The sequence below is a fragment of the Labrys sp. 22185 genome (genome assembly GCF_052045555.1).
Taxonomy (GTDB): Bacteria; Pseudomonadota; Alphaproteobacteria; order Rhizobiales; family Labraceae; genus Labrys; species Labrys neptuniae.
Genome location: NZ_JBQEPH010000002.1, coordinates 405166 through 426836, shown reverse-complemented (window position 1 = coordinate 426836; position 21671 = coordinate 405166). Strand labels below are relative to the sequence as shown.

General features: G+C 64.2%; 18 protein-coding genes. 5 read left to right on the top strand and 13 right to left on the bottom strand.

Annotation, left to right across the window (positions count from 1 at the left end):
- Positions 1-3 precede the first annotated feature (3 nt).
- From ACTJKX_RS06555 to ACTJKX_RS06500, 12 genes are all read right to left on the bottom strand, one after another.
- Positions 4-927 (bottom strand): DUF2493 domain-containing protein, encoded by a 924-nt coding sequence (locus ACTJKX_RS06555; RefSeq protein ID WP_440724756.1) that lies wholly within the window; start codon positions 925-927, stop codon positions 4-6.
- Between the two features lie 289 nt (positions 928-1216).
- Positions 1217-2251, bottom strand: a complete 1035-nt coding sequence (locus tag ACTJKX_RS06550) for a DUF7146 domain-containing protein (RefSeq protein ID WP_440724755.1) — start codon at positions 2249-2251, stop codon at positions 1217-1219.
- 62 nt (positions 2252-2313) lie between these two features.
- The gene (locus ACTJKX_RS06545; protein ID WP_440724872.1) at positions 2314-4422 is read right to left on the bottom strand and encodes a ParB/RepB/Spo0J family partition protein; all 2109 of its coding nucleotides are present in this window, start codon (positions 4420-4422) and stop codon (positions 2314-2316) included.
- Positions 4423-4619: 197 nt separating this feature from the next.
- On the bottom strand, positions 4620-5816 hold the full coding sequence (locus ACTJKX_RS06540) for a DUF932 domain-containing protein (RefSeq protein WP_440724754.1): 1197 nt from the start codon (positions 5814-5816) through the stop codon (positions 4620-4622).
- A 177-nt stretch (positions 5817-5993) separates the two neighbouring features.
- Complete coding sequence (locus ACTJKX_RS06535; RefSeq protein WP_440724753.1) at positions 5994-6782, bottom strand: hypothetical protein; 789 nt, start codon at positions 6780-6782, stop codon at positions 5994-5996.
- Between the two features lie 138 nt (positions 6783-6920).
- Positions 6921-7676, bottom strand: coding sequence for a Qat anti-phage system TatD family nuclease QatD (gene qatD, locus ACTJKX_RS06530; RefSeq protein WP_440724752.1), 756 nt, complete (start codon positions 7674-7676; stop codon positions 6921-6923).
- Positions 7673-8992: a Qat anti-phage system QueC-like protein QatC gene (gene qatC, locus ACTJKX_RS06525; protein ID WP_440724751.1), complete on the bottom strand. Its 1320-nt coding sequence runs from the start codon at positions 8990-8992 to the stop codon at positions 7673-7675. The genes qatD and qatC overlap by 4 nt, the downstream gene beginning before the upstream one ends.
- A gap of 47 nt (positions 8993-9039) precedes the next feature.
- Positions 9040-9939, bottom strand: coding sequence for a Qat anti-phage system associated protein QatB (gene qatB / locus ACTJKX_RS06520; RefSeq protein ID WP_440724750.1), 900 nt, complete (start codon positions 9937-9939; stop codon positions 9040-9042).
- Entirely contained in the window at positions 9939-11918 is a 1980-nt protein-coding gene (gene qatA / locus ACTJKX_RS06515; RefSeq protein ID WP_440724749.1) for a Qat anti-phage system ATPase QatA, read from the bottom strand. Before qatA ends, qatB begins: the two co-directional genes overlap by 1 nt.
- A complete protein-coding gene (locus ACTJKX_RS06510) occupies positions 11915-12769 on the bottom strand; it encodes a restriction endonuclease (RefSeq protein WP_440724871.1) in 855 nt (284 codons plus the stop codon). Before ACTJKX_RS06510 ends, qatA begins: the two co-directional genes overlap by 4 nt.
- Positions 12770-12828: 59 nt before the next feature.
- A complete protein-coding gene (locus tag ACTJKX_RS06505) occupies positions 12829-13866 on the bottom strand; it encodes a nucleotidyl transferase AbiEii/AbiGii toxin family protein (protein ID WP_440724748.1) in 1038 nt (345 codons plus the stop codon).
- Positions 13859-14452, bottom strand: a complete 594-nt coding sequence (locus tag ACTJKX_RS06500; RefSeq protein ID WP_440724747.1) for a DUF6088 family protein — start codon at positions 14450-14452, stop codon at positions 13859-13861. The genes ACTJKX_RS06505 and ACTJKX_RS06500 overlap by 8 nt, the downstream gene beginning before the upstream one ends.
- A 164-nt stretch (positions 14453-14616) precedes the next feature.
- Here ACTJKX_RS06500 and ACTJKX_RS06495 point away from each other — a divergent pair, with 164 nt between their 5' ends.
- The 4 genes from ACTJKX_RS06495 (at position 14617) to ACTJKX_RS06480 (ending at position 19491) form a co-directional block, all read left to right on the top strand.
- The gene (locus ACTJKX_RS06495; RefSeq protein ID WP_440724746.1) at positions 14617-16689 is read left to right on the top strand and encodes an ATP-dependent nuclease; all 2073 of its coding nucleotides are present in this window, start codon (positions 14617-14619) and stop codon (positions 16687-16689) included.
- Complete coding sequence (locus ACTJKX_RS06490; protein WP_440724745.1) at positions 16682-18448, top strand: UvrD-helicase domain-containing protein; 1767 nt, start codon at positions 16682-16684, stop codon at positions 18446-18448. The genes ACTJKX_RS06495 and ACTJKX_RS06490 overlap by 8 nt, the downstream gene beginning before the upstream one ends.
- Positions 18445-19011 carry a hypothetical protein gene (locus tag ACTJKX_RS06485; RefSeq protein WP_440724744.1) on the top strand — a complete coding sequence of 189 codons (567 nt, stop codon included), beginning with the start codon at positions 18445-18447 and terminating at the stop codon, positions 19009-19011. Before ACTJKX_RS06490 ends, ACTJKX_RS06485 begins: the two co-directional genes overlap by 4 nt.
- 366 nt (positions 19012-19377) lie before the next feature.
- Positions 19378-19491 carry an SDR family oxidoreductase gene (locus ACTJKX_RS06480; protein ID WP_440724870.1) on the top strand — a complete coding sequence of 38 codons (114 nt, stop codon included), beginning with the start codon at positions 19378-19380 and terminating at the stop codon, positions 19489-19491.
- A 124-nt stretch (positions 19492-19615) separates the two neighbouring features.
- Here the strand turns inward: ACTJKX_RS06480 and ACTJKX_RS06475 are convergent, their stop codons facing one another.
- Positions 19616-20644, bottom strand: coding sequence for an SDR family oxidoreductase (locus ACTJKX_RS06475; protein WP_440724743.1), 1029 nt, complete (start codon positions 20642-20644; stop codon positions 19616-19618).
- A gap of 59 nt (positions 20645-20703) precedes the next feature.
- Here ACTJKX_RS06475 and ACTJKX_RS06470 point away from each other — a divergent pair, with 59 nt between their 5' ends.
- A complete protein-coding gene (locus tag ACTJKX_RS06470; protein ID WP_440724742.1) occupies positions 20704-21669 on the top strand; it encodes a cupin domain-containing protein in 966 nt (321 codons plus the stop codon).
- Positions 21670-21671 lie beyond the last annotated feature (2 nt).

Sequence of the window (21671 nt, the reverse complement as noted above, 5' to 3'; positions counted from 1 at the left end):
CGCTCACGCGCCGCCGAACTTCCAGACCGGGATGCCGAGCTTCTTGGCCTTGTCGGCGAGGTTGTCGTGGATGCCGGTGCCAGGGAAGTGCATCACGCCCTTGGGCACGATCTCCAGGATCTCGTCGTTGCGCTTGAACGGCGCAGCTCGGCCGTGCTTCGTCCAGTCGGGTCTGAAGCCGATCTGCGGGACGTTGCGGTTTTTCGCCCAGAGCGAGGCGATCTTTTCGGCGCCCTTCGGCGATTTGCCGTGGATCAGCACCATGTCGGGATGCTTCTCGTGGACCTGATCGAGCTTGGCCCAGATCAGCCGGTTGTCATCGTAGTCGAGCCCGCCGGTGACGACGATCTTCGGGCCCGGCGGCAGGAGTACCTCCTGGTCTGCGCGCTTCTTCGCCATCAGAAAGTCGCGGCTGTCGATCATCGCCGAGGTGAGATTGCGATGGTTGACCTTCGATCCGCTGCGCGGAAGCCAAGTCTTTCCGACGTGGCGCTCGTAGTGTTCCGCGGCTTGGTCGCGCATTAGCTCGAAGGCGTTCTGGCGCTCGATCAGCGTCATGCCCTCGGCGATCAAGCGCTCCAGCTCGACGGATTTCACCTCGCTGCCGTCCTGTTCGCGCTGCGCCCGCTTCTGGGCCTGCTCGTTATCATCCAGTTCCCGGCCGATCCGGTCGGTGGCGCGGTGGAAGACGTTGACGGTCGACCATAGGAGATCGTCGAGGTCGGGTTCGAGGCGCGTGTCCTCAAGGGTGCCGATCAGGGCGTCGAAGATGTCGGCGACAGCACCCGCGACCTGGTTGCCGTCGGGCAGTAACCGCTGGTCGGGCTCGTCGGTGAAGGGCCGGTAGCCGTGGAGCTGGAGTTCGTTGAGGACATGCTCGGTGGGTGAGGATTCGTGGTGTGGTTCGAAGTCGTCGTGATCGCGCATGGGATGCTCCGTCGGTGAGACCGCGACCGTCGCGGCCTTCATGGCGACGAAGCCCACGGGCCGGACGGCCGGGCACCCGGAGCGCAAGCGCAGGGCTCGATGGCTAAGGCCGGCTATTTTGCCTCGCGATGGAAAGCGGCCGTCAGGCCGCGCCGGAAAATAGTCGGCCGCCGCCATTGCCCGGCTGGCCGGCTTGTGGGCCGATCGCCCTCTCGAAGCCCGAGGCGCGGTCCCCCTCCGACGGATCCTCCGGGCACGGCGGCGTTCGGCACGCCCATTCTCCTGCCGGCTATGCTGCCAACGCCATGAAGCGGGCCACGTCCTGCGGCGCGACCTGCAACCGGGCTTCCATGCGCAATACGTCCAGGCCGAGGGTGCGCAGATCCTCGTTGAAGTCGCCCAGCTCCGGCGAGATGACAATCGCCTCGATCCCGGCCGCGTTCGCCCGTTCGATCAAGCTATCGCGTGCCCCGTCGCCGGCCGGATCGTTGTCGCGGACGATGTAGAGCCGTCGCAGCGTGTCGGGGAACAGGATGGCGGCGAGATGCGCCGCTGAGAGCGCCGCCAGCATCGGCATGTCGGGAAGGACCTGGCGGAGCGACAGGACGGTCTCGATGCCTTCACCGGCCGCCATCACCTCGCCGCCGATGCCGAAGCGAACAGCGTTGCCGAGAAGATCGCCCATTGCCCGCCTCGGCGTGTCGATCGGCGCCTTGTCGCGGTGGCGTGGATCGAGCCAAGTGCGATGCGCCCCGGTGATCTTGCCGTCGAGGTCGGTAACCTCAGCGATCATTGCCGGCCAGGTCTCGGTCGGCGAACGCTCGTCGGGTCGATAATAGCAGCGCCGGTGGAAATGCAGGCTTCCGGTTCCGCGTAAATCCGTAATGCCGCGTTTCCGTAAATACGCTTGCACGAGCGTGCCGTAGATCGGCTGCGACATGCGGACGAGGCGACGCGCCGCCTCGGGAGAACCATGGGGCGCAGGGCTCTGATGCTGGTGCTCTCGGGGTTCGGGCTCGGGTGGCGGCATCGAGAGGAAGGACCGAGCTTCGTCGGCGACGTCCTTAAAGTCGATGAGGCCGCAGCTTTTCCGGATGACGTCGAGGAGATCGCCGTGTTCGCCGGTCGCTGCGTCGGTCCATTTGCCGGCTGGACCTTTGGGCGTGTCCTTGAGCCGAACATACATCGAGCGCCCGGGCGTATTGCGGACGTCGCCAACCAGCCAGTAGCCGCCCTCGCGACGTCCGCTGGAGAGGTAGTGGCGGCACACCGTCTCGGCACGATCGGCGAGACGACGTGCAAGATCATGCGGATTTTGGATCATGGTCGTTTCCCATGCAAAAAGGCCCGCCGTCTCCGGCGGGCCAGTCTCGCAAATCGTTGACGTTATTCGGCCGCGATCGCGTGGGGAGTGTCGTCGGCGATCTTATCTTCCGCGAGCGGCTCGTCTTCGACCATGGCCGTTTCGCCCTCGATTGCCGTCGATTGTGCGAACGCCTCAATGGTTTCGCCGATCGCGGTGGGTTCGACATTCGACGCGCTCCGCTCGACGGTGCGAAGCGGTTCAGGCAACCAGCCGCTATCGCCGAGCAGCGTCTCCGCCTCCGCCGCCATGTCGCCCTTCTTCAGATGCTCGATCCGATCGGCGGCGCGCTGCCCCTTCGCCTGGGAAACCGCCTGAAGCATGCGAGCCTTCGTCACCCGGCCGAGGAAGTTGTCCACGGTGGGCTTCCAGCCTGCGGCGACCATGTCGAGGTCGACCGCCTGCGCCAGCCGGTCGGCATGGGCTGCCGCACGGGGCCGCCGGTTCCAGGGCTCGTACACCGCGTTGACCGAGAGGCTGACGATGTGGGCGAACAGGGCCGCCTGGCTGTCGCGGTCCCACTCCTGCAGGGAGTCCCAGAGATCGGCCGATTCCTTGGGAAGTGCCTTCGACCAGCTCTCGTGGCGCACGCGGATCGCCTCGGCCGATGCGCTGTCGTTGAGCCCCGGCGCCTGCGTCCCTAAGCTGATGCTCTTCAGATCGAGTTCGAGGCAGCTATCCGAGCCGTAGTGGTAGAAGGTCTTCAGCGTCAGGACGTGCAGCGCCGCGACGAAGGCGACGTCCGGTCGCTCGCCGAGTGCGTTGCGCAGGCCAAGCGTCCGGTGCGAGGTCAACTCGGTCATCAGGCGGTCGGAGATGGGCGAGAGACCCTCGTCCTCCTCCGGCTCGGCGTCGGGGTCCGCCGTCGCGACTGCATCGTCGCCCTCGTAGCTGGCGGCCATAGCGCGTTCGTCGTCGCCGTCCACGTCCGGCTCGGACCCGGGCTCGGCCAGCAATTCGTCTTCCGGCCGGACATAGCCGCGCTCGACGCGAAGCTGGCCGTCGACGCCGATGCTGACGAAGGCGCCGGCCCGCGCGATCTCGGCGGCGTCGAACACCACGGGACGGTTGTCGAAGCCCTCGATCAGCGTCTCCAGCTCCGACAGGCGCTCATCCACTTCATCCGGAAGCTCGTCGGCGTCCTGGTATTCCTCGGACAGCCGGTCGAACTCGGCCTGGAGCGCGTCGCGGCTCGCTTCCTCCTGGGCCGACAGCGGCATGGCCTCGCCGCGAAGCTGGCGCAGGCCGAAGGCATGACCATAGGCGAAGTCGGGCGCGACCTCGATCCACTTCCAGCCTTCGGCGGCGATCGCCTCGGCGTCGGCCTTCAGCTTATCGGCTACCATCTGGTCGACGAGCGGAACATCCTGCAGCCAGCCGCCATCGTCGCCTTGGAACAGGTCGCGCAGCACCGTGCCGCCCGCCGCCACATAGGCGTCGAGGCCGATGAACTGCGCCCGCTTGTCGGAGGCGCGGACCGCGCCCTCGGTCAGCATGCGGCGGATGACGTACGGCTGCTTGTCGTAGGAAGCCTTCAGGCGCTCGAAGACCTGCTCCTGGCGCTCATGATCCCCCGAGACGGTGAAGGCCATGAGCTGGTCGAGCGTCATGCCGTCCTCGGCATAGACATCGAGCAGCCCCGGCGAGACCGACGCAAGCTTCAGGCGCTGCCTCACCACGTTGACCGAGACGAAGAAGGCGGCGGCGATCTCCTCCTCGGATTGCCCCTTCTCGCGCAACGCAAGGAAGGCCCGGAACTGGTCGAGCGGGTGCAACGGCGCGCGCTGGACGTTCTCGGCGAGCGAGTCCTCCTCCGCGATGCCGCCGTCGCGGACGACGCATGGCACGGACGCCGTTTTGGCGAGGCGCTTCTGCTTTACGAGCAGTTCCAGCGCCCGATAGCGCCGACCACCAGCCGGGATCTCGAACATGCCGGTCGGGGCGCCGGCCTGGTCGACGACAGCACGCACGCTGAGGCCCTGCAAGAGGCCGCGGCGGGCGATATCGTCGGCCAACTCTTCGACCGAGACGCCGGCCTTCACGCGCCGGACGTTCGACTGAGAGAGCAGGAGCTTGTTGAAGGGGATGTCGCGCGAGGGCGAGAGGGTGATCTTCTGAAGAGTGGTAGCCATCGGGATATACTCCGCGACGAGCGCCGAAAGCCTCTCTCTCGGCATCAACTCGTCACGAAGCGCAGCGCCGCCCTCTCACTCTGGAGGGCAGCGCCGCAGAACCGACGACTTCCAATTAGCGCACCTTCGACTCCCGATTAGCCGGCATCGACTGAAGGCAGGAGATACGCTTTTCCGTATCTCCGGCTTTCCGGGAGTCAGGCCGCCCGGTCGAGCAGCTTCTTGGCCCGCGCCTCTAGGTCCAGCCGCGCGTCCTGCTGGGTCTTATCCCGCGCGACGGCGGTAATGCCCTGCACGAAGTCGAAGACGCTCTCGGGCTTGCGGCCTTCCTCGGCCAAGACGGTCTCGATGATCTTCGCCGTCTCGGCCTTGGAGAAGCCACGCTTGCGCAGGAAGTCGCTGCGGTCCTCGTCGGAGCGGGCGACGATCTTTCCCCGGGCCGCTCTGATGCCGTTGACGAAGGGGAGCGGCGAGGAATCGGCGAAGCGGGTCAGCGCCGGCGCCGCCTCATGCGCGAAGCGCGAGGCGGCGTATTTCGAGTGGCGGATGGTGATCTCCTCGAAATCCTCGACACCCCAGAGATTCCGATTCTGGCAAACGGCACGGAGATAGAAGCTCGCCATGCCAAGCGTCTTCGCTCCCACCTCGGAATTCCAGCAGTAGAAGCCGCGGAAATAGAGGTCGGGCGAACCGTCGGGCAGCCGACCGGCTTCAATCGGGTTCAGGTCGTCGACCAGGAAGAGGAAGACGTCGCGATCGGAGGCATAGAGCGTGGTCGTGTCCTGGGTGATGTCGACGCGCGGATTGTAGATGCCGGTCGACCAGTCGAGCACGCCTGGGACTTTCCAGCGCGTGTCGCCCGTGCCGTTGCCGGCGATGCGCTGCACGGCTGCGACCAGCTCATGGTCGAAGATACGGCCATAGTCGGGCCCTGTGACGGCGCGCAGCTCGACGCGGCCATCTTCGATCTCGAGGGTCTTCACCTGCTCGGCCCGATGGGAGGTCAGCCCGTATTGCAGGTTGATGCCGGCGAGCGGCGCTGGGAGCTGGCGCAGGTAAGCCGCCGGCGCGCTGACTAGACCGGCGAGCTGGCCGAAGCTCCAATGGGTCGGAGCGATCGGCATGTCGGACCCGGGCAGCATCAGCGACAGACGTTCGGCGTTATCACGGCTCGCGTCGACCCGGATCGCCGCGCTCTCGACGGTGCGGGTACGGCTCCGCTCGGTCCGGCCATGGACGGCGGCATAGAGGTCCGACAGGGACAGGTAACGCTCGTCCGCCGGTCGCGAGAACCATTCCGACGATACGCGGCCGATGCGCTCGCCGCGGCTTACATCCACCTTGTAGCCGCCAGCGCGGTCGCGAGCGGCGTCCAGAATCTCCACATGGGTCATGGCAAGTCTCCATGACGGGCGCCGGAGGCCTCTCCTCCAACCCTCAACCCGTCACGGAGAACCCGTCCGCACTCTCACTCTCAGGGGCGTTGCGGGGTCTCCCCGCAGAAGGGGTCGGCCGAGACGCCAGGCTCGGCCGCAGGGGAAGGCTTTCCCCTCATGGACTACAGCACGCGTTCACAGCGAGAACGGCGTTCGAGGCCCCGGCCACTCATCGGCTTCCATTTGCGCAGCGAGATCCGCCGTCCCGATCCTGCGCACGCTCGATGCCGCGATGAATTGCGCGCCGAGGGCGAGCCTGACCACCTGAAGGCGCTTGAGGCCAGCGGGCTTGTACCGACTGGCAACATAGGGCGGGAGGTTCGCGATCACGGCTTGGACGCGAGCATCGTCACGATGCGGTCGGGCGGCCGCCATTCGAGCGGCCAACGCCGGTAGATTGTGACCGGCTGGACCACGAAAGGAATTGGGGTCGACGCCATCCCACACCAACACGGCCTTCATCGACAACTCCGCGACCATGCAAATCGGCTGAATCACCGAGTCATGGCTGAACGAGGTCGGCAAGGTATTGGCGGCGTCTTCGAGGTTCGATCGGGCCATCCGCCATAGCGTCACCGCATCGGCATTGCCGTGCTCGATTTCATTCAATCCCATCGTGAAGTCGTGGAGATCGGCGACGGCAAGGGTCACCTCAGCGGCGATCGTCCGATCCTGCCGGCACCAGTTCCACCACGTCTCGCCGTTGGCAAATCCGGCAATCTGCCAGGGCTGGAGAGCGTTGTCGCCGAACACCACGGGCAAGACGACCTTTCGAACTTGGTCGACGGATGCGACAATGCCCATGCCGGCGCCGGGCCAGCTCGTCTCGACCTCGGGCGTCATCGCAGCATAGGCGTCCATGATGCGCTTCACGTCCGGATTTCCGCCGAAGCCCATGACGAAACCGGAACCGAGCAGCTCCATCGCCGCTCGGAAGGGGCGCTGGTGAACATGGACGCCTTCCTCCGCATATTTCAGGTCGAGCCTGCGAAGGTCATCAAGTGTCCATCCGCTCATATAATCCTGCCTCGTCTCCGGCTTTGCTGGGCGTAGTGTCCGCGATCAGGCGAGCAATGTGCGCAGGTTCGACAATATGAACTTCGCCGCGACATCAGCCGATAAATCGAGTGTCGCTCCGAGGGCGGTGATTGTGCTTGCGACGTCTGAAGGTTCCGAGGGCCGTCCTCCAACCTGGGTGAACGGACCATCAGTTTCGGTCAGGATTCGATCTCGAGGGAGGGTGCGGATCAAGTCGCGTCCGCGATCGGTTCGCGTCATCTCGGCGTTGATGGAGAAATAGCAGCCGAGCGCAGCCGCTCGACGAGCATCACTCTTGCTGCCGGTAAACCAATGAAGCACCACTCTTCCACGTTCGCAGGGTAGATGGGCCTCGATCATGTCCAGGACCGCTGGAACGCTTCGCACGCTGTGGACCGTGAGAATCTTGCCGCCGGCTTCAGCGCAGCGCTCCAGGACGCGCTGGAACACATGCCTTTGCGTCTCCAAGGACTTGTAGAAGCGAGGACCAGCATCGAGGCCTACCTCGCCGATATAGCGCGTCTCAGCGAGGTGGCGTTCCCATAGCGGCAGCTCCGCAGCGCGTTCGGCGACAAGCTGTGGATGCAGGCCGAGAGCGGCGCGAACATATTGCGTATGTCGCGTGAGCTCGTGATTGCGCGGCCACGCTCTAGGCGTCGTCGTCACCGTCAGCGTGTAAATTCGCGCTGCTTCAGCTCTGGCGACGGCCGCTTCGTGATCGGGGTAGAGATCGAGGTGGCAATGAAAATCCACGCCGCCGATCGGTGACATTTCACTCATCCGGGCCGCGTCCGCACGCCGGTCAGGAGCGCACCTACCTCCTCAAGGCCGCGCCGGTACACGTCCGCGAGGGCGGCTTGGTGCTGTGGCGACTCATCGAAAAGCGGTCCTGGCTTGTGGATCAAGATCGGCGCCAGTGCCGGCCGTGAACGCAGGCGTTCGATGGCGAGCTGGAACGAACGAACCTGCACACCTTCCGATTGGCGGGTGTCGAGTGCGTGGGCGGTGAGATCGGGCACGGTATAAACGGTAGGATCGGTGTCCGGGCGCAGCCCCTTCAGGAGCGCGGCGCGCCGGATCAGGCAGGGCAGGCAGTAGCCGCAATGCTGCGTGCCGTGGCCCTGCCATCTGCCCTTCGTCGGCGAGGCGCAGGAGAGGGATGACGGCGTGAGCTGCCGAAGAAGCGCGGCGTTGGCGCAGTCCTCAACCATCTCGCCTTTCGTCCGGTCCCAATAGGGATTTTCGATGTGGCCGAGGATGCCGAGCGCATTCAACGCATCGTTCCAACGGGCGATGTAGAAGGGATGCGTCGTGCGGGTGCTCAGCGCGCCGAGCCGCAGCGGATCGAGGGGCACGTTGACGGCGATTAGCCCATTCTCCGGCACCTTGAGGGTGAAAGCCCCATCCAGCCCGGTGCCCGCGAAGACACCGAGAGTGAAGAAGAGGAAGGACCTGCCCCTGGTGGTGTTCTCACCAGCCGAAGCTCGGACGAAGCCGTCGGGGAAGGCCATCCAAAGGCGGAGCCGATCGAACGCCCGGCCTCGGTAGTGCGCTTTGAGGGCCTCAAAGATTGTGGACTGCGCATCGCTGGTGGCGCCTTCCCCCGCATGGCTGATGAAGAGGGGCGTGCGCCCCGCCTCAAGCGCGTCGATGGCGCCGATCAGGCTGTCGAGACCGCCGGAGAAGAGAGCGAGATCGTCGAACGGAGCGCCTATGAGCCGCGCGGGCGATGTCGGCGCCACATTCGCGAAACGTCGAGGCCGCGCCCGAAATCCCAAAGACCAACGATCGCCAGTCAGGAAATTGAGCAGTCGCACGAAGATCGGCGCAGCCGCCTGCCAGCGATCCGGGTCGGCCACCGGGACGATGAGCCGCAGCTCGCGGGTCCAGCCGTCCTGAGACTCACTGTCGCGTGAAACGCGGGTGTCGGCTGCGTGAACATGCGCCGCCAGCACCAGGAGATCGACGCCGATCTCCGAGGGGAAGACACCGAGGCGCGACAGATCGGCCAGCGCGCGTCCGATACCGTGGCCGAGGGAGCGCTCGCCGACCACCAGATCGAGACGGGTTTCCTCCTCGCCGTCGCCGAGCGGCATTCGGCTGCGGTCTCCGGGGCCGTAGCGGCCGGTGATAAGGTGTCGTCTCATGCGCCCTCCGCCTCCGCATCGCCCATGATCTGCAGGATGCCGAATGCCTGCTCGTAGACGCGCCCGACGAAGGCGAGCACGCGATCTGGAGTCAGCGCCGCGGCCGCCGCTCTGGCAGTCGTGAGGGCATCGGCGACGCCCCGCCTGATGAAGTCGTTGAGCTGCGCCTGGACTCGCGCGGCCTCGCGACTGTCGCTGGGCAGGGTCACAGTTCGCGCGCCGATGTCGTTGCACAGACGGGCTTCGATGGCGTTCGTCGCGTAGAGTTCGAAGACGGTCTGCATCTGTTCGGCGGTGAGGCCGTCCAGATCCGTGATGCCCGCGCCGGCGAGGTCGGCGATCGTCTCGATGAAAGCTTCGCGAGCGATGCCTTCGTCGATCGAGCCTCCGTCGGGGCAGACATAGTCGGCGAGGCCGAGAAAGATCTCCTCGATAGGTCGGCCTGCCAAACCGTCCAGGTTCAGCGAGCGCAACGCCTCCGTGGCACCGCGGGCCACGGCGTCGGACAGGAAGCCGAGGAGACGGCTTCCCGCGCCCCGCGCCGATCCCATCCTGGCCGCCGCCGTCCGGGCGCCCCCGGAGGATGAACCCACATAGTGCGAGACGGCGCGGCCGAGGCTGCGGCGGTCATCACCCCCTGAGCCTGCGAAACGCGAGAAATTGTTGCGGGCAGCCGAGAAGCGCGTGGGGTCGGCAATCGGCGGGACGGGAGGTCTGACAGGCGGCGCCGTCGGAGCGGCGGGCGGGGCGCCGTCGGCGGGAGCGCCGTCTGGCGCCTGACCGGGATCGGGCGGCGCACCATCGGGCGCGGACGGCGGCGCGCCATCGTCGCCGAGCCAGCTTGGAACGAGCGGGGTGCCCCCGCCTTGGCCGCCGAACGCACTGGACGTACCCATCAGCGTCCTCCCTGGCGGGTGCGCAGGACACCGTTGGCGGCAGCCTTAAGCATCGCTCCGCCTTCCTTGCCCCAGGTCTGGAGCAGACGATCGAATCGCTGGACGGCGTCGCCGTCCTTGAGGACGCCTTCCCACCCGCCGCAAACCCACGGGCCCAGCCGGTCGCGGGGCAGCGCGTCCAGGAAGTCGACAAGTTCACCTTGAAGCGTGGGATGCGCTTTGATGAGCACCGCGAGCCCGGCGGCGCCCGGTGGCTCGGTCTCAAATGCGTCCGCACCGACGATGCGACCACGCACGGCTTCGAACACCTGCGCCGCTTCCGGCGGAGCGAGCCGCTTGAGATCGGCCTCAAGGCCCTGAACGGCGAATTTGCCGCCGAAGAGTTGCTCGACGACGGCGGCCAGGTGCCCGAGCACAGACGCCGCGCCGAAATAGTCCTTTCGATCCTTCGCCACGAAGAGATAGGGGCGGAGATCCTCGTCCCCGATCATTGTAGGGACCGTTGCCCAAGCTTTGATGGCAGGGGACGAGAGCCACTCACCGAGCATCGCGCTTTCGGACGCCTTCACAGCTTCGAGGTTGGGGGCGGTCGCCTTTGTGGCTTCGCCGTCCTTGCCGGCGGGTTTGCCCGGTTTCGCCTTTGGCTTGTCGTCTTCCTTGGCGGTGGCGGCGGCTTCCAAGGCTGTCAGGTCGGGACATTTTCCATCGGCCGCCGCGGCCGCGGCGGCGGCGATCTGGTCGAAGAGGCGAGGGATGAAGCGTTCGGCGAGCATGAGCTTCGCCAGGACTGGCAGCTTCACATCGTCACCGAAGCCACGCGCTTCGGCCGTCCGCTGGCGCAGGACTAGGGTGTTGAGGAAGCGCTTGATCTGACGCGGGTTACCCTTGGTGCCGCTGGCGAGGATCGGTCCAATCTGATCGCTGAGCGCGAGCGCGTTGTTCGCACGGGACGCCTTGTCGCCGAGCGCGGCTCTCACCGAAGCCGAGTCCAGCGCGCCCGAGGTCCATGGGCGCTTCAGGCGCTCGCGCGCGACGCCGATCAGGGTGTTGAACGCCGGATCGCTATCGCCGAGCTCGGCACCCACGAGCAGCAAGGTCACGTAGATGCGGGTTTCGGTGTCGCCGAGAGCCGGGATGCGGAACGGGACCTGGATCAGCTTCTCAAGATAGTTGCGCGCGTAGGTCTGCGGGCCGGTCGTATCCGGCAGGTCCGGGAAATGCTTGCGCACGGCATATTCGATCATTGCCTCGTCGGCGGCGACGACGAACGCCGTCCGCGACGTGAAGACGAAGAGGCGGACCGCTTCCAAAGTCTCGATCGCGGTGTCCGGGAGGCAGCGATCGAGGTCGTCGATGAGCACGACGAGCTGTTCGACACCGGCCTTTTCCAGGAGGTCGTCGAAGGCTTTTCGGAACGCGTTGATCTCCTCAGGGACGTTGGCGCTTTCCCCATCCTTCTCCTTCAGGAGGCCTTTCACGCCGTCGATCGCCGATTGAAGGTTATCCTTGGTGGCGAGCTTCGCCGGGTCGGAGAGGAAGCCCTCCAGCGTGCCGACGATTGCGCCGATTTGCTCGGGCGTCGGGATGCCCGTGAAGGCGGTGAAGGCCAGACCCCCAGCCTTTTTCGCGACCTTGAGCCAGTCGATGCGGCGGAAGACGTCCTTTACGGCCTCGCCCGCCCTGGTCAGTGCCGGTCTCTTCTCGATCAGACCGGTGACGATCCCCTCGATCAGCGCGATCTTGGCGTCTTCGAAACCCTGGAAGCGCCATCCGTTGAACTTGAGGCAGAGCACTTTCGATTCCGACTCGAAGCCGGCTTCGATCATCTCGAGGACGCTCGACTTGCCGGCGCCCCAGTCGCCATGCACGCCGATCGTCACGGGCTGGTCTGGCCGGTCCCGCAGGAGCTTGATGATCGTCGTGGCAATCGCCTCGTTGTTGAGGAGATCGACCTTGGTTTCGTTGTCAGTCAGAATCATCGGCTCCCCCCGTTCTGATCAAAAAGCTCCCTCACCGGGATGAAGGGGCGGCCCGTCTCCGCGGCCCTGCGCACCTTACGTTCGAGAACCGCCTTTAGCGGGATCTGGCGGTCGAGCGCGTCATAGATATCGCGGCCATCCATGCAGATGAGCCGCTTGCCGGAGCCAAATGCCGTCAGACCATCAGGCGTGAAACCGTTGTAGCTGACGAAAAGTCCGCGCGCCCAGGCGGCCTTCTGATCAAGCTTGCCGTGGAAGACGTGGAGGTCTGCGACACCTGTCGGCGAGGAATGCCACTTCGCCTCAAGCAGATAGATTTCGTCCGCCAGCAGGAAACTGCCGTCTATCTGCTCGCCGACGTTGCGGAACGGTTCGCGCGCCTTCAGGCCCGCCATCTCGAAGGAACGTCGCAGGAAGGCCTCAAAAGCGTAACCCCGCTCATGCGGCTGCAAGGACTCCACCCGGACGAGTTCGTCCCGCAGCTCGGCAAGAAGACGCCAGTCTAAGGCCGGCCGGGGCTGCTCACCGGTGCCGACGGACGGCTGTCCCGTAAGGCGGGCGAGAAGCGTCAGGTATCGGCCCTCGGCATTGGGAACCGGATCCTGTTGTCCGGTGCGTGTCAGCAGTGCCGTGCGATGCTCCCACAGGGCTTGCAGGGTACGGGCTGCAGTCGCGTCATCGATCTTTTGAAGGAAGCAGCGCAGCCGCTTTCCCTTGGAGCCGCCGTGCTCGGCATAGATCGGATCATCGATGTCGACATCCAGCTCGGCGGCGAAGAATTCCGAGAAACTCGAATCCGAGAAATCCAGCACGTAGCCGCGGCCTCGGACGAATTCCACGAGGTCGTCAATCAAGCGCAGATCAATGGAACGTATCGAGCTAATGAATTCCTCCCCGGGGCCGCCTCATTCTATGCGTTTATTGTTTCCTGTATGGCCGCGATCTTCGCAAGTATGTCATCGAAGGGCGGCGGACTCTCATCAAACATCATTGGCGCCATGGCTCGATAATCCGCGCGCAGATCCTTCATACGCGCCTCGTTTGGAAGGAGTCGCAGCTTCCCAGGCTGAGCGGTGTCGTAGCTTGCCCACCCCGACCGAAAGAACGTTGCCTTGTGCTTGGCGACCTGAGCGAGCAGCTCGAAGTCCCTGACCGCTGTCTTCCCCTCGTCGGTGTCGAGAAGCATGGCGAGATCGTAGTAGTGCCGCGAGAAATACTGCGGCGTCGGTGACTCAGCAGGGCGATGCGCCTCCGCGTGTAGCGCGGTCGCCTTCTCCCAGAAGGTGCGCCGCGCCGACAGCACGGTCACGTTGGTGTCGGGATCGGTGAAGAAGTCAGGATAGTCGTCTGCCGCGTAGGGGCGGATGATTTTCTCTTCCGTCGGCCAGGGATCGCCGCGTGCGCCGAGTTCGAGCTTCACCCGCGGGGTAATGTAGGCCATGCCCTCATATTCGGTGGCAGGCAGCGCCGTCGGGTACTGGAAGTTGACCGTCTGCGCGTCGGCGGCATCGATCTCCAGCGACCACTCGCCCTTGGCCGGCTCGCCGAGCTGTTCGACGATAGCGGCGCGAAGCGCCGGGAGGAGTTGCTCGGCGATGTGACGCTCGACGTCGCCGACGAGATCGTCGATCAGCTTGGCCGCCTGCTTCCTGCTGAGTCCCTCCTTCTCGGGATCGCGATCGCCGGTGTAGCCCAGTTCAGCCCGATCGAACGAGAGATCGATGTCCTCCGAGAAGCGACGGATGGCCCCGAACGCCTTGGAGAGCGATGTGCCGCCCTTGAAGACGAGGGTGGCCGTCGTCCCCTTTGGCAGACCGAACACACGCCTGAGGGTCCAGCAGACCCAGAAATCCTTTTCGATGATCGTGTCCGCGACACCCCGGCTGGCACCGGTCTCCCCGAAAAGGGCGGCGCGGTCGTCAGCGGGGAGCAGGGCGACCTTATCCATCGATATCGGCCATCGCTCCGTTGGCGATCGAGACGAGAGCAGGCCGCATCCAGGCCGGAGCCTGAAAGGCGGTCGAAGCCAGTGTCTTCTTGTCGATGGCCGACAGCCGGCGCGCGGCGACTTGCACGACGTCGGCCGCCCGCACAGGGCCGACATGGCGAAGAGCCTGAACGACCGTTCCGGCAGGGCTTCCGGGGGCGATGAGATGCTTGGGCGAGGCGTGACGAAGATCAACGACGCGCTTGCCCAGCACAACGCGCCGGGAGGGACCGTCGGTCAGGTAAGTGCTTTGGGCCGGGACCTGTGTCGAAAGGCCGAGCGCGTTCGCCGCCCGCGCGCCGGCGATCTGAACCTGCGAGCCGGTCTCCCGGGCGAGCGCCTTGGCGACATCGTCGGGAGCGGGAGAGAGGGGACCGAGCTTCGGATGCAGCTTGGGGAAGTCATAGAGCCCACGGGTGAGGCGGCGAAGCTGACCACCCTTAACCAGCCGGGACAGCGCTTGATCGATGGACGGGCGAGCGGCGACGGCGAGGAAGTCGCTGGGCGTGAAGACGCTGCCGCGCCCGCTTGCGCGGACACGTCTCATCACTCGATCAGGAACGGATGCGGCCGGGGTTTTCATGTGTCAGAAAATAAGCTATCTTTTTCTGACATTCAAGGGCGCCTCGGGAGCCGTTCGGGGGCAGCGGGCAAATTCTTTTGGGCGCCGACGATTGGGGCGCCCAAGACAATTAAAAACGGGGGGGCTCGGTGCGGATCAAGGAAGTTCAAATCGAGAATTTTCGGCTCCTGCGCGATGTCGCGGTGGGGTTCGAAGATCGCACCACGTTGATTGTCGGCCGGAACAACAGCGGCAAAACGTCGATTGCAGAGCTGTTCCGGAGGCTCCTCGGCGACAAGGTGCCATCGTTCAGGATCGAGGACTTTTCCCTAGGCTGCCACGAGTGCTTCTGGACGGCATTTGAAGCAAGCAACGCGGGGACTCCTGCACCCGACATCGTCGAACTCCTCCCATCCATCAAGATTACGATCGACATCACCTACGATATTGACGCCCCCGACCTCGGCCCCTTGAGCGAGTGCATCGTCGATCTCGATCCGGACAGCAGCGACGCAAGGCTTGTTCTTACCTATGGCCCTCGGCCAACCGCACCTGCAGCGCTCTTCACGGATCTCGCCGTCGGCGATGACGTGGCGATCAACCGCCGGAACCTGTTTCGAGCGTTGGGCAGTCGCGTTCAAGCTGCCTACGCGGCATCGCTGGAGGCCGTCGATCCTAATGATCCGACCAATCGAAAGTCCCTGGAGCCGAAAACGCTCACGACGCTCATTCGGGGCGGCTTCATAAACGCGCAGCGGGGCCTGGACGATGACACGCATCGCGAGCGGGACGTTCTGGGGAAGGTCGTGGAGGTACTCTTTCAGTCAGCGCTGACCGATCCCGTCGATCCAGAGAAGCGGACAACGGCCGAGCAGCTTAAGGAAGCCGTGGAGCAAATCCAGGGTGACCTACATGCCGGCTTCAACGCCAAGCTCACCTCACTCCTGCCGACGTTCGACCTGTTCGGTTATCCCGGCCTCTCCGATCCGGGCCTCGTTACCGAGACCAGCTTCGACGTCGAAAAGCTGCTGAACGATCACACCAAGGTTCGCTACGTCGGCGTGAACGGCATGACCCTGCCCGAAACCTACAATGGGCTCGGCGTGCGTAACCTCGTCTATATGCTGCTCCAGTTGTTACGTTTTTTCCGCGAGTATCAGGCCACGCCGACCGCGGCCGGGGTGCATCTGATTTTCATCGAAGAGCCGGAGGCGCACCTTCATCCTCAGATGCAGGAGGTCTTCATCCGGCAGCTCGATCAGATCACCAACGCCTTCGTCGCTCAGCTCAACGAGGACCGGCCGTGGCCGGTCCAGTTCGTCGTCACCACCCACTCTCCCCACATGGCGAACGAAGCGCGCTTTGAGGCCATGCGCTATTTCCTCTCTGTACCGGATGGGGAAGGCATGCGCCGTTCGGTCGTCAAGGATTTGCGCAAGGGCATGGGTGGCGCGACCGAGCCCGATCGTGAATTTCTGCATCAGTATTTGACGCTGACGCGGTGTGATCTGTTCTTCGCCGACAAGGCGGTCCTTATCGAGGGCACGGCAGAGCGGATTCTGCTTCCCGCAATGATCCGCAAGACGGACAGCGCCGCCGCTGGTCAACCGCAGCTCGGCAGCCAGTATCTCACGGTGATGGAGGTCGGCGGCGCCTATGCCCACCGCTTCTTCGATCTTCTGTCCTTCCTCGAATTGCGTACCCTCATCATCACCGACATCGACGCGGTGAAGCCGAACGATGGCGGGAAGCGTGTTGCCGTGCCTGTTGCGGAGGGCGTGTTCACCAGCAACGGGTGCTTGAAGGCCTTGTTCGGCGACGACGTTTCGCCGGAGGCTCTGTTGGGAAAGACTGCGGCCGAAAAGACAACAGGCATTCGGCGCATCGCCTTTCAGATTCCAGAGGCCCAGGACGGACCGTGTGGCCGCAGCTTCGAGGACGCCTTCATCCTGGCCAATCCTGCGCGCTTTCCCCTTGGCGATGGCGATCGCGCGCTTGCGGCCTATGCGCTCGCTGGTGATCAGAAGAAATCTACGTTCGCGCTAGAGCACGCGATCGAGCACATCGAATGGAATGTTCCCCGATATGTTGCCGAGGGACTGCGCTGGCTGGCGGAAGGCAATCCCGCCCCCGCGGAGCCGGCTCCGCCAGTCGCGGTAGAGATCGTTGCTGACGCCGCGGGCGTCGCGGTGAACGTGGCCGAGGTTGGCGACAATGGCTGAGGAAGCGGAAAATCCCGCAGACGCCGCCGGACGCGTCGCCCTTGAGCGGATGTTTGCCTGTCTCGATGAGGGGCGCAGCTTTCGTCTGGAGGCAGGCGCTGGCGCTGGAAAGACCTACTCCCTCGACAAGGCGCTTTGTCGCCTGATCGACCGCCGAGGCGCCGAGCTTCTTCGTCGCGGCCAGCAAGTCGGCTGCATCACCTACACCAACGTCGCCAAGGACGAAATCATCTCTCGCATCCAGGCTCATCCGGCGGTGCGTCCCGAGACGATCCACGGCTTCTGCTGGTCCACCCTTCAGGACTTTCAATCGACGCTCCGCACACTTGTGCCAGCTCTTGACGGCTGGGCCGAGCGTCTCGAACCTGTTGGCGGCATTGGAGCGCGCCGTGTCCATTACGAACTGGGATACCCCAGCGTCGGCGACCAGCAGGTGACGCTTCGGCATGAAGACGTTCTGACGCTGATGATGCAGGCGCTTGCCTATCCGAAGTTCCGATCGGTCCTGACGGCGCGTTATCCCATCCTGCTCATCGACGAATATCAGGACACTGACGCCGGTTTCGTCGATGCGATCAAGGTCTGGTTTCTGGACACGGGCCAAGGTCCGCAGCTCGGCCTGTTCGGCGATCACTGGCAGAAGATCTATGGCGAGGGCTGCGGCCTGGTCGAGCACGCGGCGCTGGAAGTGATCGACAAGAACGCGAATTTCCGATCCACCGATCCAATCGTCCAGGTTCTCAATCGAATGCGGCCGGCGCTGCCGCAAATGGTGCGTGATCCTGCGATGCCGGGCGAAGCGCGCGTGTTTCACACCAATCTCTGGCCTGGCGTCAGGCGAACCGGACAAGGCGGCGGGCACTGGACCGGTGATACAAGCCCCGAGGCGGCCAAGGCGTATTTCGCGCACATCAAGCATAGACTTGCGGCCGAGGGCTGGGACCTCGGGGTCGGGAAAACCAAGATTCTCATGCTCAGCCACAGCGTCCTTGCGCGCGAGCAGGGCTATGCGAGCATCCCGCCGATCTATGGCCAGTTTAGTGATCCCTGGCTGAAGAAGGACGATCCCCACATCAAATTTCTGGCCGACCAGTTGGAGCCGGCTTGCGCCGCCTTCGAGGCGAAGCGTTACGGCGAAATGTTTGGATGCTTCGGAACCGGGACGCCCAAAATCCACAAGCACGCGGACAAGGTGTCATGGACGGAGGCTATGACCGCACTGATCGCGCTGCGAACATCGGGGACGATCGGCGAGGTTGTCGATTTCATCGCCGCTCAGCCGCACATGCGCCTACCCGAGCCTGTGGAAGAAGCGGAACTACGACTGGCCGACGCCGGCCCCGAGCCAATGGAAGGGGAGTCCCGCCGCGTCACCCGGCTTCGGAAGTTGCGTGCGGTCCCCTATACGGAGCTGATCGCCCTCGACCAGTTCATCGACGGACACACACCCTTCGCCACCAAGCACGGCGTGAAGGGCGCGGAGTTCGAGAATGTGTTGGTGATCGTAGGTCGTGGGTGGAACAAATATAATTTCGGCCAGATGCTCGAATGGATCGAGCCTGGTCCGCCCGCCGACAAGATCGAGTTCTTCGAGAACAACCGCAATCTGTTCTACGTGGCATGCTCCCGGCCCAAGGTCCGCCTAGCGATCTTGTTTACGCAGGTGCTCAGTGCAAATGCGATGACGCGGCTCACGGCTTGGTTCGGGGCCGACAACATTGTCGCCTTGCCGGCCGACCCGGCGGTAGTGCCGGCATGAGCCTGGACCTGCTCGATTTTGCCGGCATTGAGGAGGCTGACGCTCAGCATGTTCGAGCCGCGATCGAGCGCGGCGACAACTTCCAAAGCTACATTCCTTCGGACGCGCTCGATTTCATCGTGCGCAATTATCGCGCGCTCGGCCGGTTGCAGGTTTTGGAGCCGGCATGGCTCGATTGCTATGTCCACTCGTCGCACTTCAGCGCCTATGGGATCGAGACGATCAAGGCGATCTTCGATGCTTGTGATCGGCAGCGGCTGCGCACGCTCAAGCCTCTAACGCAGATCACCGGCGACCGCGCGACGCTATTTCGAGGATGTGCCGGGCCCGTCCACACACTGGGAATGTCGTGGACCTCCTCTCTCGATAAGGCAATCTGGTATGCCGCTCATCACGCATCGTACTACAATCTCGCCGATTGTGCGGTTTACGTCACCACCATCTCGGTCAGCGAAGTCTATTGCTGCTTGGACCACTACGACCACGACTTTATCGCCCATCCGAGCTCAGCGTGGCGTGTGGACGTTCCGGCTGAAGAGTTCCGATTAGACAGACCTCGTTGACGACACCGCGGACCGGGTCGTCATGCTCGCGTATGAGAGAAGATTCTGCTATTGGAGTAACGGTACTTTCTGAAGGTTGCGAGTGGAACACGGCTTGGCTTGCGGCGACCCTTGGGAACCCAATCGGCAGCGATAGATGCGGAAACCACGCAAAAAAATTTCCGAGGGTATTTCCCTTTAAAATCAACACCGTAGGATTTTGACGGCCCGAGCGTCGGCTTTTGATGCTGCGAATAAGAAAAAACCCAGTCAGATCAATGGCCTAACTAGGATGAAAACAATTGAGTGGGAGTGACGGGGCGTAGTTTTGGATACTGAGGGATACAGTAGCGAACATTGATGGCTTGGAACATTCGATAGGCGCCGATCGATGTCGGTAAGCCCGAAGAGATCGCCGGACTCGTATCGTATCTCGCACGCGACGAGGCGGCGTACATGACCGGCGAGAGCCTGACGATCGATGGCGGCTTCGTGCTGTAATCGACCGATACGCTCGACCTGAACGATCTCAGCGGGCTGCTCGCAATCTGGAGGGGCTTGCTCGGGAAGCGCGGGTGGGGGCGGACTGCATCCAGTCTCCCCATCCGCGCGCCCGAGCGAGTGTTCAGACGTCGACGAGCCCGACTTCGATCATGCTGCGCGCGGCGGCCTCGATGGCATCGGCGGGCGGGCGGGGATTCCAGCCGAGCATGCGTTTCGCTTTTTCGCCGCTGGCAGACAAATCGACGCCGAGCAGCGGCAACAGCCCCTTCACCTTGGGATCGACCAAAGCCTTGGCTTTAAGGGCGATGTCGGGAAGCTGCATCGTCGATATTTTGCGGGCCTGTTCGCCGAGGCGCTGTATGAGGATTTTGGCCACGTCGACGAGCCATAAGGCGTCACCGGAGGTTGCAAGAAAGCGCTCGCCCGCCGCGGCCGGACTGGTCATTGCCCGCATGTGAAGGTCGGCCACATCGCGCACGTCCACGAAACAGGACTGGATCCGAGGTTGGCCGGGCTGGCCCTCGAGCATGCCCTTCAGCATCATCAGCGAATGCGACGTATCCGGCCCCAGCGCCGGGCCCATCACGGCGGTCGGATTGATCGTGGCCAGTTCCATCCCGCCGCCCTGTTGGGCGATGAAGTCCCACGCCGCGCGCTCCGCTAGCGTCTTGGATTTCTGATAGGGAGCGATGTTGCCGTTCAGATCGCTCCAGTCCTCTTCGGTAAAGGGGCGCCCCGGGCTGGCCTTGCCCGCACCGATGGCACCGAAGGCGGAGGTTAGCACCACCCGTTTTACTCCGGCGTCGCGGGCGGCGCGGAGCAATCGCAAATTGCCGTCCACTGCCGGCCGGATCCATTCTTCTTCGCTCGCATAGGCGCCTGAGGGCGTCGAGGACGCGCTATGGATTGCATAGGTGCAGCCTTGCGCGGCTTCCGCCCATCCATCGTCTTTTAGCAGGTCAGTCTCGACGAAGCTCAGGTGATCTCCCGGCTCGGCACCGCCTTTGGCGAGATACGCGCGAACCTGGTCCGAACGATCAAGCGAGCGGATGGCGGTGCGCACGCGGAAGCCGGCGGCGAGCGCGGCGATGATATTATGCTGGGCGATGAAGCCGGTCGCACCGGTGATGAGGATGGTGTCGTCTGCCATGGCTGCTCCGAAAGCGAGTTGGTGTCGTCTTTCAGATAAGGCTCGAATCTGGATCGAGAATGCTTGAACGTCCGGTATCTATACGCGATAATCCGAAAATGCCCTCCGACGCGCTTTCCGAGATCCTCAGCCTGACCACCGTGGAGTCGATGGTAACCGGGGGCTTCGAGGCGGGAGGCCCCTGGGCGCTTCGGTTTCCGGCGCCCAAGTCGATCAAGTTCTTCGCGCTGACCAAGGGCTTTTGCTGGGCGCAGATCGACGGAGAAGCGCCGGTGCGCTTCGAACAAGGCGATGTGGGCCTTCTGACGGCGCAGCGTCCCTACACCTTGTCGAGCGATCCATCGGTGACGCCGGTCGACGCAATGGCGCTGTTTTCCGGGCGTGGCCGCTCGTTCGTCACCTTGGGCGACGGAACAGACTGCAACTATGTGGGCGGGCATGTCCTGCTCGATCCGACGAGCGGGACTCTGCTGTCGGAAGCGCTGCCACCGTGGCTCCGCATCGACGGTGCGACCGAGCAGGCGGCGCGGTTTCGCTGGTTGCTCGGCGAACTGGTGAACGAGCGCAAGCAGCCGCTGCCGGGAGGCGCCCTTGTCGCGTCGCAGCTCGCACAGTTGCTTTTCGTGCAGATCCTGCGGGCGCAGATGGACGGCAACGACCGCATACCGGCGGGTTGGTTGCGCGCACTGGGCGATCGGCGCCTCGCGCCGGCCGTGCAGCTCATGCATGATGATCCGGCGCGCGCATGGCATCTCGACGAGCTGGCACGGGCCTGCGCAATGTCGCGGTCAACCTTCGCGGCGCGCTTCACCGCCTCGGCCGGCATCGCGCCGCTCGGCTATCTGGCGCGCTGGCGCATCCACCTGGCTTGCAAGGCGCTGCGGGACGAGGAACTCCCCGTGGCGTCGGTGGCCACTTTGGCTGGCTATTCCTCGCAAGGTGCCTTCAGCAATGCCTTCAAACGGATGATGGGCGTTTCACCTTCGCTGTGGCGGGAACGACAGGCCTGCTTCGACGCCGCCTAAAA

Excerpts from the sequence above, each read along its gene's own strand:
- ACTJKX_RS06555 (WP_440724756.1), bottom strand. The coding sequence starts at position 927 with ATGCGCGATCACGACGACTTCGAACCACACCACGAATCCTCACCCACC.
- ACTJKX_RS06550 (WP_440724755.1), bottom strand. The coding sequence starts at position 2,251 with ATGATCCAAAATCCGCATGATCTTGCACGTCGTCTCGCCGATCGTGCC.
- ACTJKX_RS06545 (WP_440724872.1), bottom strand. The coding sequence starts at position 4,422 with ATGGCTACCACTCTTCAGAAGATCACCCTCTCGCCCTCGCGCGACATC.
- ACTJKX_RS06540 (WP_440724754.1), bottom strand. The coding sequence starts at position 5,816 with ATGACCCATGTGGAGATTCTGGACGCCGCTCGCGACCGCGCTGGCGGC.
- ACTJKX_RS06535 (WP_440724753.1), bottom strand. The coding sequence starts at position 6,782 with ATGGAGCTGCTCGGTTCCGGTTTCGTCATGGGCTTCGGCGGAAATCCG.
- qatD (WP_440724752.1), bottom strand. The coding sequence starts at position 7,676 with ATGAGTGAAATGTCACCGATCGGCGGCGTGGATTTTCATTGCCACCTC.
- qatC (WP_440724751.1), bottom strand. The coding sequence starts at position 8,992 with ATGCCGCTCGGCGACGGCGAGGAGGAAACCCGTCTCGATCTGGTGGTC.
- qatB (WP_440724750.1), bottom strand. The coding sequence starts at position 9,939 with ATGGGTACGTCCAGTGCGTTCGGCGGCCAAGGCGGGGGCACCCCGCTC.
- qatA (WP_440724749.1), bottom strand. The coding sequence starts at position 11,918 with ATGATTCTGACTGACAACGAAACCAAGGTCGATCTCCTCAACAACGAG.
- ACTJKX_RS06505 (WP_440724748.1), bottom strand. The coding sequence starts at position 13,866 with ATGGATAAGGTCGCCCTGCTCCCCGCTGACGACCGCGCCGCCCTTTTC.
- ACTJKX_RS06500 (WP_440724747.1), bottom strand. The coding sequence starts at position 14,452 with ATGAGACGTGTCCGCGCAAGCGGGCGCGGCAGCGTCTTCACGCCCAGC.
- ACTJKX_RS06490 (WP_440724745.1), top strand. The coding sequence starts at position 16,682 with ATGGCTGAGGAAGCGGAAAATCCCGCAGACGCCGCCGGACGCGTCGCC.
- ACTJKX_RS06485 (WP_440724744.1), top strand. The coding sequence starts at position 18,445 with ATGAGCCTGGACCTGCTCGATTTTGCCGGCATTGAGGAGGCTGACGCT.
- ACTJKX_RS06475 (WP_440724743.1), bottom strand. The coding sequence starts at position 20,644 with ATGGCAGACGACACCATCCTCATCACCGGTGCGACCGGCTTCATCGCC.
- ACTJKX_RS06470 (WP_440724742.1), top strand. The coding sequence starts at position 20,704 with ATGCTTGAACGTCCGGTATCTATACGCGATAATCCGAAAATGCCCTCC.